We start from the raw sequence: 16,192 nt of genomic DNA on the forward strand, positions 1-16,192 counted from the left end.
CCCTTTTAGACATTGTAAAGAATCGAAACAATTTATTAATGTCGAACATTGTTGAATATTATTCGTCCGACATACAAATACTAACATGTTTCACGGATAAATACATTTATAAGTTCTTGGGTTTTCTTCCATCTTTTACTTAGGATACTTTGATTCGTTTGATCAATAATACCTAGCATAATAAACTCTTCCTCACATATTTAAATGCTAAGCTTATCATTGACAATAAGCTTCTTTAATAGATTACAGAAGTACTTATTAGTGAATTATGTATTAAGCTCTTATAAATAAAGTTCCCAGTGTGAAAGCATGTTTCAAACCTTGATGCTGAAGGAAAACTACTTTGCCAACATCTGATCTTTTGGAGTCTTTGATCCCTTTTCTAAAAGGATCAAAGACTCTAACGGTATCTATTCAGCTTGCGGATAATTAATACTCATAAAAAAACCCTCCTAGAAGGAGAGTTGACTTTTGAATAATTTCATTAGACCAAGCTACCGCTAGGTGTAGAAAGGCTCCCATCCGGGAGCAACTATTTATATATCACTCAATGGCATATTTTTCTATCTAACCCTTTTCTCATGGAAAGAAAATGTATGGACAAAATACAGAGAGTCTCTCATCAAAACTAAGACGAGAAACTCTCCGTTTATCTGCCATAATTTTTTTGATGGATATTTTAAGATAAGTCAAAACACAATTGACTATCCGAAGGTAATTTGCTAACGAAAACATTCTTGGGCAGGAATCGTGCAACACAAGCCTTCTCTGATCTACTATTAACTTCTCCTATCGTATCTCCATCAAATGTTTGACGAGCCAAAACACGTTTATTAGAATCCATCAATATTAATGAAACATTTGTACAAGTAATTTTTCTGCTAAATCCATTACTTATAAAAAAGCCAACTAATAACCCTTCACTCGCAGGTGATGCACCCGTAAATTGAATGATAATTTTATCTTCTTTAATGTTTAACATCTCATCCAGCTGCTTCTCGGAATCCTGTTCAACCACAGCAGCTTTTGCTTCAACTGTATTCTTATACGAAAGTTCAGAATCCTGTTTTCTACTTCCTAATTTTTTAGTTAGATTCCATAACATGGTAAATATCCTCCATTTATTTTTTATTATTTTACAATTATCTCATATCCTTAAATATTTTGCTACTGGAAATGTCTTTGAATACCTATCGAAGATTAAATTAATGATAGCAATGGAAAATAAAAGATCGTATTATAATATCCGGCATAAGTGGCGCTTTCTGCTTCTTCACAAAGTATCATCAGTTCATCCTAGAAACACCAAAAGGGTCCTTCGCCTTTAAAAGAACGAAGAACCCTTTTGCCCAGTTGTCAGGATATTCTTACTCTGGCTCTACGTGAGAATCTTTCCACTAGAGACAGCCAAGTAGCTTCCTTTCACCTAGTATTGATACAGTACTATTATGAGTTTATTGCTGCAGTAATTGCGTTTTGGATGGCAACTCCGCTAGCAAAGTCACCATTAGCAGTAATTGCATCAATTAAAGCTGTTGCCACATAATTTTTATCAGCAATACTTAAGGCGTTGTAGTCAGTTAGATCAAGTTCCAATACGGTCGCATTAGCTGTTAATGCTGCTTTCATTTCAGTTGTGGTACCTGCAGCATTTACATCAGCTAAAGCTGTAACAACTGCTGCTGCATCAACTAAATCTTGAGTTGCAGCTTCAAGAAGTGTAGTTTTTGCTTTAATAGTAGCCGTTACTCCACCATCTACAGCAGTGTCTACTGCTGTATAAACAGCATCTGTAGCTAGACCACCTGCATCTGTATAAGCAGTTTGAGCGGCAGTGGCTGCATCTTTTGCTGCTTGAAGAGCTGTATCTGCATCAAGTAAATCTTGTGTTGCAGCTTCAAGAGCTGTAGTTTTTGTTTTAATAGTAGCCGTTACTCCACCATCTACAGCAGTATCTACCGCTGTATAAACAGCATCTGTAGCTAGACCACCTGCTGCTAGATAAGCAGTTTGTGCATCACCAGCCGCATCTTTTGCTTCTGCAAGAAGTTCAGCTGAAGTTGCACCTGTCTCCATAACAAAGAACTTAGCATAGGTTCCTGTCATTGCATCCAGAACAACGGTTACATTATTTTCGCCATCAAGATCTGACAACGATTTCTTCTTAATGTCACTGTTGTCTTTTCCGTTAAGCACTAAGCCTTCATCCGCAAGTTTGTAGGTTTTTCCGTTACTAAATGTGACTTTTTTAGCGCCAGCATCAATGTCCTCAACAGTTAATCCTTTTGTTACACGATTATGATATTGATCATATGGATCTTCAGGGTTCGAAGTATCAATATCTTGATCAGTATCAATATCCTGAACTAAAGTATCATTATCAGAATCAAATTCAAGAACTACAACGTCTCCTTTTACAACGGCTTCTCCGTCGTCAACTTGATCAACCTTAAACGTTTGCTCTTTGCCGGCTACCCAACCGGAGATACTGACGACTTCATCATCCGTATTACGAAGAATTTTTGTAACCACAGCCTCTTCGTAATCGGTATCATCGCTATTAGTACCAGAGTACCAAATAGCAATTACTTCTTGGTCATCATTATAGATGAAATGACCTTCAGTAATATCCGCGCCATTGTAATCTCCGAATTTCGTTACAGTGTAATCTGATCCGTCAGTATTTTCTTTATCGGCCTTATCAGCTCTAAACAGAAGTGTATTGTCAGTCAGCTTACAACCCTGTACATACGAATCATCAGCTTGAATAGTGCTGGTAAGAGGTTTATAACCTACGTCACCGTCATCATCACTATCGCTTGAAGCATCATGGTAGAATTCCAGTTTTTGGAGATCGCCATCATCATCCAAGTGCAACTTAACAAGTCTGCCTGCAGCACCATCAGCACTGAAGGAGATCTCAACATCGTCTTCGTCTCCGGTATTATCTGTTAATTTAATACCAGAAAAATCGTTACCATCTGCAATTAATGAAGCAGTCCAATCTTTAGAAGCATCGTTATCAATCTTGTAATCTGTACCGTCAACGATAATCTTATCCAGACTGTCTAGATTAATATCATAAGACACTTCGTCCTCATCTTCAGTTACTGCTTCAACATCAATTTTCGCTTTTGATGATTTGTAACCTACGATATCATCAGTCAAAGTTGCAACCTTTGTATTACTGTCAACTGTGGCTGTGTCTCCGCTTACATAGAGAAGATTTCCGGCAGGGTCGGTGTAAATTGCCACGTCACCGGCAGCTTGAAGTTCTTCCGCAGCATCCTGGTCGATTGTGTCAACATCACCTTCGTCGTTGATATAAACTGCGTCTTGGCTGTAGTCATAGTCGCTTGCTACATCACTATCATAAACATAGTCGTAGGTTTCACCGTCTACTTCGATTGCGTTATCATATACTTCGTCAATCGCGCCGGTGGCTACTGGTTTGGTGACAACTTGAGCGTAGCCGTCGCCATCATTTGCGTCTTCATCGTACAATACTAAGTCACCTTTTTTGAGCTCAGAAGGATCAATTACTTTATTGTCCTTAACAATGGTAGCGTCGGAAGAATCGAAAGAACCGGTTGAGCCATTAATGCCAACTACTTCATCGTCGTCCATAGAATCAAATATTAAGGAATTTTTTAAAGTATAGGCGCTAACGAAAGTAATGTCTCCTGAAGAATCAAATCCGATCTTAGCATAGTTGAATTTTTTATCCTTAAGATCTTCTAAACTACTAGCATCGTATGATTCGACATTTCCATCCTCATCATTATTATAGAAGACGAATTTATCCTTATTACTGTCATTGTACTGATCTTCAGTAATATCATAGTCTTTATCTTCGCCAAGAAGGGTAATGGTATTATCGTCCTTGACTTTAATAGAATCAACTTTTGTGGTATTCGTTAAAATTTTGTAGCTAGTTAATTCTAAATCGGAATTGTACCAAACCTGCACTTGTTCGCCCAATGCTGCATAGTAATCAAAGTCAACATTGCTAGGTATCGAGATGGTTTTAGTATCACCTTCTGCGACATCACCTGAACCTTTTTTCTCACTAACAATATAAATCTTATCATTGGAAGGATCAATTGACATTACACGAGATTTAAGGGAATAGGAACGGTTGAAAACAGTGGTCAGCATTGTGCCATTAACATTGACGGAAACATTATAGTCTTGAAGATATTCAAGTACAGGACTATCTACACTGCTGTTATCATTACCATACAATTGGAGGGTTGCAGTCAGACCATCAGTGGACATTGTAACCGCTTGAACACCATACCGTTCTTGTGTGTCAGCATTGGCAATTGTAAAACTTGATGTTTGAAGTCCTGAGACAGGTTTGCTAAACTTAACTTCTAAATATTGATTGGCATCGTCAAGTGCGTTTACTGATACAATTGACAGCTCTCCCGGTACAGATGTAACTTGACCAGCAGCAACTCCTGCACGAATGCTTTCAGGAACAACCGCTGCACCACCGAGAGCAGTAACAATAGTGCTAGCAGAGGATTTACTGTAGGTGAAAGCTGCAACAGCAGGAACACTAACTCCGTCTGTGAGAACAATAGCGGACTTAGATTGAGCTGCAAGTGGAGCACCAGCAAGAGCATCAATACCAGTTTTGCCATTAGCTACATAGACATTATCAAATTCGAGGGAAGAAGCGAAGTCTTGGATAACTTGGTTATTCGTGTCATAAGCAGTGTTTCCATAGTGACGGGTTGGGTTTGGCAATTGAGCCAATACAGTGGCATCAATAACGCCTGTTCCACCAATAACATCAGCTGCAGTAATACCTAAGTTGGCAGCTAAGTATGCTTTTGCGCTAGCAGAAAGTCCAGCTTTTTCAGTTAAGATGATTGGCTCGTTAGCAGCAGAAGCAACGGAGGCGATGGAAAGAGCATCTTGGTTTAACCAGCCGTACGCAACTGCGACTTTAGTTACAGGAGCGCCGAGTTCAACTAATTTTTTAGCTATGTTTACAGATGTTTCAAAGCGGTCAGCACCACCAAGGGAAACAACTTCAATACTCATGCCTTTTAATTGGTCAATGACTGCTTGGCTGATAACTGCGGTTCCACTGGTTACATAAACTTTCTTAACATTAAGTTTTGTAAGTTCAGCTTTGGTATCGGCATTCAGAACTGCTCCAGGACCTTGTAAAAGAATAGGAGCCTTTAAGTAAGCAGCGAGTGGGCCAGCGGTAAGTGCATCAGCAGCACCATAAGAAGCTGAAGATGCGAGAATTGCTGTACCGGTATAACCTGTTTGATCAGCAATTTGTACTGCAGTTTGTTCAGCAGTTGTACCACCTAAGCGAGTTGGAACTGCACTATTAGCAAATGCATTAAACGGTACGATTGTCAATGCCATACCAGCGATAGCTAAAGATGCTAAGGCTTTTTTAGTTTTTCTCATGTAGTGAATATCTCCTCTCAATTTGGATCTTTTCTTTCTTGGGAATGAACTAACTCTTTTCCTTACCCAGGACGTCTTTTAAGTCGTCCCTCACCCCCTTAATATGAGTAGCACAATCTTTAGACATTGCGCAATATCTAAAAGCATCCACAGGATAATACGGAAGCGTCCCTCCTAAGGATGATGATCATCCCTCCCGTGGCATACCCTTTAGAACCGCATAAGGAATGGTAGCAAACACAAAAAAGTCTACATTAGCTATACATATTCTGCATAATAGCTAATATTCCTGCTTTCTGTCCGAATTTTTTTGTCAGCTTTTCACGGCGTTAAAACCCCGGACAGTTCCCATTGTTACCCGCTTAGTTTACACCATAACTCAATAGTTTTCCACCTTTTAGTCAAAAATATACTGACTTCAAAAGGAATATTAGAATTATAGCATGGTGTATGACTCTAAATGTGAGTATTTTGTGGGATTTTTCTAAATGACTTGTTAACTTACTTGGAAAAATAAAGCAGTGTAGAGTTTGTGATGTTATTAATTTAGCACGAAATGCGAAGCGAATCAATGCCTAGTCTCTCGGAATACTAATATCCATTAAATTTTAGAATCCCTTGGTAAATGCCCATAACCGCTTTGCTTTGGAAGTCTGGAGATTCTAAGAGTTTCTCTTCAACTGGATTAGATATGAAACCGACTTCTACAAGAACTGCAGGCATTTTCGTATTCTTAATTACATAGAAATTCGCATCCTTTACCCCACGGCTTGGTAAGGCGATCGACTTTACCAGCTCACTCTGTACGCAATTCGCAAATGCCTTAGACTGAACAGCCACCGAGCTATCTGAACTGTAATAGGTCGTCGTACCTGTGGTAGCAGGATTACTATACGAATCATTGTGTAGACTGATGAACAAGTCTGCCTTCAGGTCATTAGCTATCTTGGTACGCGCCTTAAGATCTGAAAGCTCTGAATACGTTCCGACTGCGGGCGTGACATCCTTACTTCGCGTCAAGATTACGCTTGCTCCTGCTGAGCGCAACATTCCAGCGAGATTAAGCCCAATGGCTAACGTGTTGTTCTTCTCATAGGTTCCTGTCGCTCCAAGGGCCCCTGTGTCAGGACCTCCATGCCCCGGGTCGACGACAATAGTAACTCCTGCTAAGAGATTCGTAGGCTGCATGGTCCCTTCAAGCATAGCCTTGACCTGATCAGTGACGACGGCTAGTCCACCGATGATCACGACATTCACCGGACTTTCTGTAGGCGTGGACAGCACAGAGTAGGTTGGGCCCGGTAAGTTTGCCTTTTGGGCCATGGCGATTTCAGCATGCTGCTTTGCTGCTAAGGCCCCTGCAGCGAGAGCATCCGGAAAGTTCTCGCCGGTAACTAGGTAGGTCGTTGGCGATGTAAGGTCATCTCGAGCGAATTCATACACTTGGGCAGCGGTGTCATATCGGTCGTATCCTGCAATTCGTTGAACGCTTGTTAAACTGCCCAGAGTTGCATCCGATACGACAGCCTCTCCCCCGACAACAATCGTTTCTAGGTCACCTTTTTGTTGGAGACTCGTCAGCTCTTGATGAGTTGCTGCCGGCATGTTCTTCGCTCTGGTCAGGAGTATTGGCGTTTCCGTTACCCCAGCGTAGGCTGAAATCGCAAGCGCATCCGGAAACTGCTCACCATTCGCGAGAATTATTTGCCCTTTGCTTTCTACGCGTTCGGCCACTTTTTGGGCTGTTTCATATTGGTCATATCCTGCAATACGTTCCGGCTTATTTAAGCCTGCATTTTCAATATCTGACTCAACTTGCGAGCTTAAGACTGCCTGCCCCCCTATTAGAATGACTTGTTTAGCGCCTAGTCGCTTAATTTCTTCCATAACCTTAGCATCGATTCCTTCGGCAGAAGTCAAGAGGATGGGTGCATCCAATTGATGAGAAAGTGGCGCTGCAACTAAAGCATCCGGAAAATGATCACAATTTGCCAGTATGACGGTATCCGCTAGCTGCCACCCTGTTTTAGAAACTTCAATGGCAGTGTCGATTTGACGGACTCCGGAAATCCTCGACGTCGCTAGTGCTAAAGGAGATGCCTGTGCTGGATTCTGAAACCCCAGCCAAAATCCTAAGAACAACATCATTCCTAAGAAACTCCATTTTAATTTTGCCACATCATAATTCCCTCCTTTTGAAGTACTTGTTAAAATTCGACATGCAATGCCATGTTCCTGCCATAAAAAGAGGGACTTTCGTCCCAATATATTACAGGACCCAACTTTGTACGGTTTCTAGAACTTTTTCCGGCAAGGCCACTAACCCACCAAATGCCTCTACCTGCCTTCCCTGCCAAGACTTTAAAAGTGTTGTTAAACTAGCCGGAGTTGCTGAATTCGTCGGGACTATGATAACCATTGATCCGTAAAGTGCTGCTCGCACGGCACCAGTTAAAGCATCGGGGTAATTCTCTCCGGTTGCAATTTCAAGCTTAGCCGTTGTCGGTGGATATTCTTCCAATACAGCGGCGGTTGTGTCGTAGGCCGTATACCCACTGATCCGTTTAGGCAAGGGAAGACTGTCCATTACGTTAGCCCCGACCACAGCTGTCCCTCCGATGACCAGAGTTTGGGTTGCATTGAGCTCCCTTAGAACAGTTTGTGTATCTCCAGACAAGGTTGATGACTCGGTGAGTAAAATCGGTACCCCCTGCCGAGCAGCCCAAGCTGAAATGACTAATGAATCCTGAAAGGAATGTACGCTAGCCACGACGGCCTTTCCTTCAGTACCCAGTTCTCGGGCAATCGCCGCAGCCGTCCCTTCTGCCGTATAACCGGACAAACGTTTTACCTCATATTTCTGCCGTAGTTCTGTTTCGATTGTCGACGACAGGGCTGCCGTCCCCCCCAAGAGATAGATTGTCTTCGGAGCTAGTCTTTGCAGCTCTGCACGAACGTCCTCCGTGAGCCCAGAGCTTGGGGAGAGTAAGATCGGAGCTTGCAATTTATAGGCAAGAGGTGCACCTGCCAGAGCGTCTGGAAATTGATTAGCCTGGGCGAGTATTACGGTATCCGCTCCGGTTGTAAATGTAGCCTTGGAAATTTCTACAGCTGTTTCCTCTGCCGTGGCTCCTGCCAAACGGTTGCTCTCTGTCGTTGCCTGAGATGTCCCCACCGTATAAATTCCACCTCCATAGAGCCCTAGGCTAGCCTCACCACTAACTATCTCTCCACCTAAGGCAATCCAGCGTGAACCATCCCAATGGTAGATCGTCGCTTCGGAGTCCGCCTTAAGTGAGGAATCATTTAACTTTAAGGAAAGAATCTTCTGCGGGGTTTCACTTCCCCAGTCAATCTGAACAACTGAGGTTATAAAGGACGCACCGTTTGGTAGACTGGCGGGAGCTGTGATGGTATTCAACGATACATTGGCTGAGCTGGCAAACGCTTGCGCAGGGATTGTTAAGGCCAGTTGTGTCGAGCCTGCTGTCGCTTGCACGATCCCCCCCAGTTCGTTGACTGAAGCTGGTGAAGTTAGCTTGTCCAGTGTTTGATTGGACAGACCCAAAGCTAATTTCACGTCCACCAGCCCATAACCGTAGTTGTTATCTATTCCCGGAGAGCCTAAATCTTTCACTCCCGCTTCAAGAACCTGAATCACTTGGTCTCGAGACCAATCAGGGTGTTGGCTCCAAATCAAAGCGGCTTCTCCGGCTACAAATGGAGCGGCCATGGAGGTTCCGCTCGCCTCGGCATATCCAGCCCCCTGGGTCTTGCTCCACCAATCGCTCGGTATGGAATCACCAGGAGCAGCTAGATCTACCTCTGGACCTGCGACTGAGTAATCAGCCACGTTGTTGGTTTTATCGGTCGCTGCCACAGCCAGAACATCCGGGTCAGAGGCTGGGTAACTCACACCGGGATTCCCCTCCTCTTGAGAATCATAATTCCCCGCTGCTGCCACCATTAAGCACCCTTTATTATAAGCATAGGCAACTGCGTTCCTTAGAATATCTGAGGAGTCCGAACCGTCTTCAGAACCAAAGCTCAAATTCAGTATCTTGGCACCATGATCAGCCGCCCAGACAATTCCGTCGGCTATCACATCGTCATTCCCCTCTCCCGTGGAATTCATTACCTTGATCGGCATAATCTTGGCCTGATAGGCCACTCCAACAATACCTACGTCGTTTTTTTCGGCAGCCGCAATTCCGGCTACATGGGTTCCATGTCCGTTGTTATCTTGAATTGCTACCGGTGCTTCGCTCTGGGTGATGGCATTGTATCCAGGGACCAGATTGTCCTTCAGATCCGGGTGATTTATTGCGACACCCGTATCGATTACGGCAATGATCATGCCTTGACCGGTCGCCCCCATGTCCCAAGCTCCTTGGACATCACCGCTTACCATTGACCATTGGTCCTTGAAAAGAGGATCCGTCGGTACAGTTGAACTCGCTAAGCTTTGAGTCGTACGGCGATAATTTTCCTCCGCGCCCAAAATCCCGGGCGTCTTCTTCATCTCTGCTATGACTTGCTGCATATTAGTAGTTTCTTTAAGTTTTAAGGTTGCATAATTAAGAGGACCTCGGCGTACAACCTCCGCTCCGAAGTTTTGTGCCAACTTATCAATGTCTACTCCTGAGGCTAAAGAGACAACAACTTGTAAAGGGACAACCGATTGACTGGTTTTTTCTTGGGTTAGGTTCGGTTGCTCTGTTGAAGGTAGAGGAGCAAGACCTAAATTTAAAAAGATCATCCCTATTATCACAAGAAACACAAATCCATTTTTAGTCCTACCAAATTTACCTCTTCCTGTTAACATCTCTTTCACGTCTCTTTCATGTCTCAATTCATTTCTCTTTCATGCGTCAGTTTTTATTAACTTTTAACGTCTCTTTCTATATACAAGGTACTTAGCTTATATTCGTTAATTGATATCACTTTCCTTTCTTTTTCCACATCATTAGTCCTGTATGATTTTGGAAATCGGCATTCCTCTGTTTCTGGAAGGATTTTGTCTCTTTACAAAGAATATTTAAGCGAGTAGCATGATGCATAAAACCCATAGATTCAAATCTAAAATTTTTGGCAACTTACAAACCGATCATCAACTACTCGCTTAACTTTTTGAGTCATGGCTCGCTCTCGACATTTGACACGTCCTGCGCTGACGGCTGAGTTATTTTTGCAAATCAGCAAGATATTTATCTCTCGCATGGAATGCGATACAAAAATTTATATCGCTAGCGCAATCACAATTACATTTAATCCGCAAAAAAATTCCTTGGAGGGTTTAATGAACTTTTTAACAAAGAAAACAATTTGCTTTTTCTGTAGTTTTACGATCCTTTTAAGCCTTGCTCCCTTCCACCCACAAGTTGTACTAGCCGAAACTACCGAATCAGTCTCGGATCGCATTTACGGGAATACACTGTATGATACCGCCATTGAGATTTCTAAGACTGGCTGGGATTATGCTCCTGTTGCCGTACTAGCCACCGGAGGAAACTTTCCGGATGCATTGACCGGAACCGTTCTCGCACACAAAGTTAATGGGCCTCTGCTTCTTACCGAATCAGATCATTTAAATCCGGCCGTTTCAGCGGAACTCAAACGCCTCGGTACACAAGAAGTATATCTCCTGGGTGGAGAGGTTGCTTTAAACGGGGCTGTTGAACAGGCCCTCAAGAACCAAGGGATCTTACCGAAACGTCTCGCTGGATGGGATCAGTATGGGACGGCCGCAGCCATTGCTAGCGCAGCAACCTCAAGTTCTACTCAAGCATTTTTGGTGAACGGCGATCATTTTGCAGATGCCTTAAGCATCTCTTCTTATGCCGCCGCTCAGGGAATTCCCGTCTTACTCACCCGTGCCGATTCCTTACCGCCAGAAACAGCTACGGCTCTCGCCCAATTAGGTGTTCAACAAGTAACCTTGATTGGCGGCAAGGCTGTGATTAAGGACACCATCGAAGAACAGCTCAGTAAACTCCCTCAACCTGTAAAAGTCACCGCGCGCTATGCCGGGTACGACCAATATGAAACAAACACTACTGTTTTAAATCAATTACCCTTTGAAACTTCAAAAGTCTATATTGCTACCGGAGAGAACTTCCCGGATGCCTTAGCGGGCGCAGCTCTAGCTGCAAAAGACAATGCACCGATCCTTTTGCTTCCCAGCAAACAATTAGGCACCTCTACAACGGCTTACCTTAATCAAAAACGGACCTCCGGCTCAGATTTTACAATTTTCGGGGGGTGGAGCGTTATTAATTACAAAATCGAAAGTATTGTACGTACTGGCGTTTCGCAACCACGGATTTCCCTTCAATATACCCAAGGGGGCTTATCTGGTACGAAAGGGATGCTAAGTCAGGTTGAGTCAATCCCTTCACCAGCTACGGATTATGCCGACATCATTGCGCCAAGCTGGTATTACCTCGATGATACCGCTAGCGGTGCGGTAACTGGGGGCTGGGATGCCAGTTCAGGCGATTATACCCAGTTTACGACCGCCGTTCATGACCGTAATCTAAAAGTCCTTCCCGTCATTCAATCGACCTGGTCCACTCCTAAGACTGTTGATACTGTATTGGCTTCCGACACAGCGCGTGCTAAACTGGAAAGCCAGATTGTCCAGCGAATCCAAAGTACAAACGCTGATGGAATCGTTATCGACTTTGAATTGATGAGCAATGCCACCGGACCCTATCTCACTCAATTTATGAAAGAACTTTATGCCCAACTTCATCCCTTAAATAAGTTAGTTATTGAAGCTGTTATGGCCCGTACCGGCTCTGAATCTTGGCTCGCTGAGTTTAACTACCATGACCTTTCTCAATACGTCGATTATCTCCACGTCATGACGTATGACTACAGCCACTCAACCCCCGGGCCCATCGCTCCACTGGATTGGAGCAGCAAGGTTTTGCAATATACACGCGCTCAAGGTGTAGATATGCATAAAGTTCTCCTCGGACTTCCTTACTACGGAGCAGACTGGTGGACAGCCGACACTGGGGCTAATCCCACCTACAGTCGACGGTCGGGCGGAATGACTGAGCTATTAGCTTTAGCTAAGGGACCAGTGCAGCGCGATTCTTCTCAGATTCCATATTTCAAGTACTCCGATGCTTCTGGTTCACACACTGTCTATTACGATGATGTCCAAAGCTGGAATGCCAAAATGGGACTGCTCAATCAATATGGGCTCGGCGGGGTCGGAGCGTGGTCTCTCAGCTGGACCATAAATCCTACAACTTCCACAAGCACTAGTGCTTTCTATCCGCTGCTGAAACAATATCTGCGGTAATGTAAACAAAGCAAGCCGTTCACTGACTTTTAGTAGTGAACGGCTTGCTTTACTCTTGTTAAAATAACTTAGCCATTTGAATTAGGTTCGCAATTAGTGGCGTTGATTTCGGGAGTGGAAGGCTCTTAAAAGCTCCGCTCGATTATTATTCTCCGAAGACTTGCCTCAAATTGATTGTAAAGTCTGCGAGGACTCTCGACTTCAATTGGCTATCCTCCGTAAAAATACCTGGTTTCCCATATTGATAGTCTTCGCCTAAAATGAAAACCATGACCGTTTTATCAATGGGGTGAACAATCCAATACTCTTTGACCTTATACTTCTCATAAAGAGCTAACTTTTTTACATAATCAGTACTTATTGATGTTGGCGAGATAACTTCGATTATTAGGTCTGGACTACCTAAACAGCCTTTTTCGTCTAATTTAGACTCATCACATACAACTGAAATATCCGGCTGAACCACATTGCTTATTTGCTCATCTTCTTCCCCCGGTTCGCTAAAACGGACGTCGAACGGTGCTGTATAAATTCTGCAAGGCTTGTCGGCAAGATAACTACGAATCCGGAAAAATAATTCACCAGAAACTTCCTGATGCCGCCGAGACGGCGCTGCTATATTATAAGCAACTCCATCAAGCAGTTCCCACCGTTCCTCTTCAGACCACATAAGATACTCCGCATAGGTATATCGATTATTATCCTTTGGCGCAGGTAATACCATATTGTTTGCCTCCAAAATTAACAAGCTAAAGTAAGCTGACCACTTGCCAACCGCAAAACATATAACCATATTATACCATTAAATTGGGTGGAGATAAAGGTATCATGCTTTAAGACCTTCGAGAGTGTAGAAGTGATCAGTCTAAAGCCTATTACATCACCTTATGATTTCCACCAAACAACGCTCCACCTACTCCGGCCAAATCCTACTCATCATCGAGTTAAGAATAATCGCCAAACTCACTTTAAACATATAATACATGCTCTTAAACGGTGTAATCGATGAATTTCCAGACAAGCGTGCATCCATTTCCACAGAGACTTCAATCACCCTTAAACCATTTTTAACTAACGTCACAATTGAATCCGGTTCCGGGTAATCTGTAGAATAGTGAGTAGATACCACCCGCAAGGCCTTCTGATTATAGGCTCGAAATCCAGACGTAGGGTCTGTGTATTTCATTCGAACAACCGACTGAATCGTTTTACTGAGCAGATAAATCCCCATACGCCGGGACCAGGCCGATTTATAAGATGTCTTCGCCAAAAAGCGGGACCCGATCGTTACATCGGCTTGTCCAGTAAGTACTGGATCAATTAACTTCTTGATTTCCTCTGCTCTATGCTGTCCGTCTCCATCAACTTGTAGGGCTACATCGTAGTGGTTTTTCGCAGCATAAAGAAACCCTGTCTGAACCGCTCCCCCAATTCCCAGGTTAACCGGTAACGAGATCACTTTTGCCCCATGAGCACGAGCAACCTCGGCAGTTTGGTCGGTAGATCCGTCGTCTATGACGAGAATGTCGAGCCAAGGGGATATATTCTTCAGGTTCCTGACCACGGAACCGATATTATCCTGTTCATTCAAGGCCGGGACAATGGCTAAAATCTTCTTCACAAAACGTTAGGCCATGGATACCCTACTTTTTAGAGAGGGTTGTCCATCGCCCGTCCTCCTTCACAATGACTTATTGTCTCCATCATGAAAATAACTACAAGTTGCCTTTACCCGTGGTTTCCGTCGTAGGATTGCGATGATGCACTGCAACTCTACTCAATTCATCTTCAAGCAGAGCGACCCTTTGGACTAAGACTCGATTGTTCGAACTTAACTTGGAAATCGCCAACGAGAAATGAATACACAAGACAAATACCAGAACTCCAAAAACTACGAAGATCGCGGAAGGTGCATAATAGATCCCCATCAGTCCGGCCAAGTATTCAATACCATTTTTCCAAAGAGAAAAGAAGATCATACCTAGACCTGCGACAATCCAGATCAAAGAATATTCTACCGCCAAACGTCGCTGGCGGACTTGTTCGACGACAAAACCGGTTACAAGCAAACTCGTAATCAGAACGACAATTTGAGCACGTGACATTTATCGATTATACCCTCCCATCTGTTTACGGTTGCCTTTAGACAGTGCAACTATGCCCTTAATAACCGAAACTACAACTAAGGAGCCGAAGAGGATCATCGCGGGCATTACCGGCAGTCGATAGCGGCCGCCGGATACAACCGTGATCATACTGACAACAAAGCTATAATAGCCTGTAAACAGTAGTAGAAAGCCAAATTTCTTCAGACGAAAGAAGCTAAGAAATACCCCAACTAACCCTAAGAGGAGATACCATTTATCCAGTGAATCTCCGTTCATTTTGTAAGCTTGATCAGGGTTAACCGGCTGCCAGAATAGGTTCTTTTCTTTAGCTAATGTACGCTGCAAAAACAACACGGGATGTTGGATTATATAAGCCTCAGCTAATTGCTTATATTCCTTTTCTTGTTCAGAGAGCGGCAGTTTGTCGAGACGCGCTTTGACTTCCGGATCATAGCTGGGTTGATCAGAAACATAGTAATGATCTGTAATTGTCAAGGGATTGTTTCCGGAGTAGAATTCAGGGGAACCATAATTGGACACAGGAATAAACTGATGGTATTTAACTGCGTTACGTATCGACCAAGGACTCATGACCAGGACCGTCATTCCGACAATGAGACAGAAGTCTCTGAGCGCCGTTTTTAAGCGCCAACCATGCATCCACAGTATCCAAAATCCCAGAACCGGAAAATAAAGCAACAGGAACGGTCGAACGAGATTAGAGATCCCGATGACTGACCCTAAGATCAAAAGGGTTCTAACTTGCGGTCGTTCAACCTCTTTAGCATAGAGTGCCAAGATATAAAGAAAAAGAGTGATCGTAAAAACGTACGTCGCTTCTGTGAGAACATACATCCTCCAGAAGGCAAACAAAGGGTAGCCCAGGGTCAACCCATAGGGGATCCAAGCATACCTCTTACCAAACAATAGCTCACCCGTTTTATAAGCGATCACCGCACTGGCTGCACCAAGTATGACGTGCAAACCAACAACCATGCCATAACTCTTTAAGCCAAATATCCCATAGACAGCGGCGAGGAGCAAGGGATAAACCGGACCAACCACATAATCTCGCGCCCTTAAAATGCCATCGGTTCCTATAGTATTTGCGAGCCCTTTGCCTTGTAAAAAGTTCTCAGCAATATTGGAATAGAGTAATCCATCGGGAGAAATAAAGTAACCTGCGCTGTACGATTTTAGGTAGAGAAGCTCTATGCCTATGGCGATGAAAAACAGGAATCCCGTAATCCACAACCCGGATCGAGGTACGAAATTCGATGTTCGAGGCTCGAATGTTAGTGTATTTTTATCCTGTCTACGTTTATCCAAT

9 protein-coding genes are annotated in these 16,192 nt (G+C 43.5%); 1 reads left to right on the forward strand and 8 read right to left on the reverse strand.

All coding sequences use genetic code 11. The annotated features are described in order from the left end of the window. Positions 1-679: 679 nt before the first annotated feature. The 4 genes from DOT_RS08890 to DOT_RS08905 all read right to left on the reverse strand — a co-directional run bounded on the left by DOT_RS08890 (position 680) and on the right by DOT_RS08905 (position 10,264). Positions 680-1,105, reverse strand: a complete 426-nt coding sequence (locus DOT_RS08890) for an SLAP domain-containing protein (RefSeq protein WP_009617301.1) — start codon at positions 1,103-1,105, stop codon at positions 680-682. A 341-nt stretch (positions 1,106-1,446) separates the two neighbouring features. Beyond that, entirely contained in the window at positions 1,447-5,439 is a 3,993-nt protein-coding gene (locus DOT_RS08895) for a cell wall-binding repeat-containing protein (protein ID WP_009617303.1), read from the reverse strand. Between the two features lie 591 nt (positions 5,440-6,030). Continuing rightward, complete coding sequence (locus tag DOT_RS08900; protein ID WP_009617305.1) at positions 6,031-7,617, reverse strand: cell wall-binding repeat-containing protein; 1,587 nt, start codon at positions 7,615-7,617, stop codon at positions 6,031-6,033. A 91-nt stretch (positions 7,618-7,708) separates the two neighbouring features. Further along, the gene (locus tag DOT_RS08905) at positions 7,709-10,264 is read right to left on the reverse strand and encodes a S8 family serine peptidase (protein ID WP_009617307.1); all 2,556 of its coding nucleotides are present in this window, start codon (positions 10,262-10,264) and stop codon (positions 7,709-7,711) included. Between the two features lie 474 nt (positions 10,265-10,738). Here DOT_RS08905 and DOT_RS08910 point away from each other — a divergent pair, with 474 nt between their 5' ends. Next, positions 10,739-12,754 (forward strand): cell wall-binding repeat-containing protein, encoded by a 2,016-nt coding sequence (locus DOT_RS08910; protein WP_050809852.1) that lies wholly within the window; start codon positions 10,739-10,741, stop codon positions 12,752-12,754. Between the two features lie 145 nt (positions 12,755-12,899). On the opposite strand, the gene DOT_RS08915 is transcribed toward DOT_RS08910, so the two are convergent. The 4 genes from DOT_RS08915 to DOT_RS08930 all read right to left on the reverse strand — a co-directional run bounded on the left by DOT_RS08915 (position 12,900) and on the right by DOT_RS08930 (position 16,191). Further along, complete coding sequence (locus tag DOT_RS08915; RefSeq protein ID WP_040411709.1) at positions 12,900-13,478, reverse strand: Uma2 family endonuclease; 579 nt, start codon at positions 13,476-13,478, stop codon at positions 12,900-12,902. Positions 13,479-13,667: 189 nt separating this feature from the next. Next, complete coding sequence (locus tag DOT_RS08920; protein ID WP_009617315.1) at positions 13,668-14,375, reverse strand: glycosyltransferase family 2 protein; 708 nt, start codon at positions 14,373-14,375, stop codon at positions 13,668-13,670. Positions 14,376-14,469: 94 nt separating this feature from the next. Continuing rightward, a complete protein-coding gene (locus DOT_RS08925; protein WP_009617317.1) occupies positions 14,470-14,859 on the reverse strand; it encodes a DUF2304 domain-containing protein in 390 nt (129 codons plus the stop codon). Continuing rightward, positions 14,860-16,191, reverse strand: coding sequence for a glycosyltransferase family 39 protein (locus DOT_RS08930; protein ID WP_139024173.1), 1,332 nt, complete (start codon positions 16,189-16,191; stop codon positions 14,860-14,862). Position 16,192: the final 1 nt, after the last annotated feature.

Origin of the sequence: Desulfosporosinus sp. OT, from assembly GCF_000224515.1 — a bacterium.
Taxonomy (GTDB): domain Bacteria; phylum Bacillota; class Desulfitobacteriia; order Desulfitobacteriales; family Desulfitobacteriaceae; genus Desulfosporosinus.

Bases quoted from the DNA above. Each gene is read 5' to 3' on its own strand.
- DOT_RS08890 (WP_009617301.1), bottom strand. From the start codon at position 1,105: ATGTTATGGAATCTAACTAAAAAATTAGGAAGTAGAAAACAGGATTCT.
- DOT_RS08895 (WP_009617303.1), bottom strand. From the start codon at position 5,439: ATGAGAAAAACTAAAAAAGCCTTAGCATCTTTAGCTATCGCTGGTATG.
- DOT_RS08925 (WP_009617317.1), bottom strand. From the start codon at position 14,859: ATGTCACGTGCTCAAATTGTCGTTCTGATTACGAGTTTGCTTGTAACC.
- DOT_RS08905 (WP_009617307.1), bottom strand. From the start codon at position 10,264: ATGTTAACAGGAAGAGGTAAATTTGGTAGGACTAAAAATGGATTTGTG.
- DOT_RS08915 (WP_040411709.1), bottom strand. From the start codon at position 13,478: ATGGTATTACCTGCGCCAAAGGATAATAATCGATATACCTATGCGGAG.
- DOT_RS08910 (WP_050809852.1), top strand. From the start codon at position 10,739: ATGAACTTTTTAACAAAGAAAACAATTTGCTTTTTCTGTAGTTTTACG.